This window comes from Pseudomonas sp. SIMBA_041, from assembly GCF_046535095.1.
Classification (GTDB): domain Bacteria; phylum Pseudomonadota; class Gammaproteobacteria; order Pseudomonadales; family Pseudomonadaceae; genus Aquipseudomonas; species Aquipseudomonas mucoides.
This window is the reverse complement of sequence record NZ_JAWRXJ010000176.1, coordinates 1-288: the sequence shown is the minus strand read 5'-3', so window position 1 is coordinate 288 and position 288 is coordinate 1. Positions and strand designations below refer to the sequence as shown.

Genomic DNA, 288 nt, shown 5'->3' with positions numbered 1-288 from the left:
ATGTGGTCCCGTCAAAATAATAATAGCCGATGGTATCAATATTAGCTCTTTGTCCAGAGGTGTCACCACCTGAGATATCGGTAATATAAATTAAGGCTCCCTTTTGATTGGTGCCGTAAGTTGCTATATTGGCTGTTAATTCTGTACGGGTGAGGCGGGGCGCTTGTAATCCTATTAATTGAGCATTGTCAGTCAGAAGACCTGCTGCATTTCTTTTGGCACTTACATCCATCGTGCTTTTAGGATTTTCGGTATTAAGACCCACCTGGGCATAGGCTGTTATGCCCG

At 43.8% G+C, this 288-nt stretch carries 1 protein-coding gene; it reads right to left on the bottom strand.

Going from position 1 to position 288, the window contains the following annotated elements:
• A partial coding sequence (locus SB725_RS30735; RefSeq protein WP_410923142.1) for a hypothetical protein occupies positions 1–288 on the bottom strand: 288 nt, incomplete at both ends.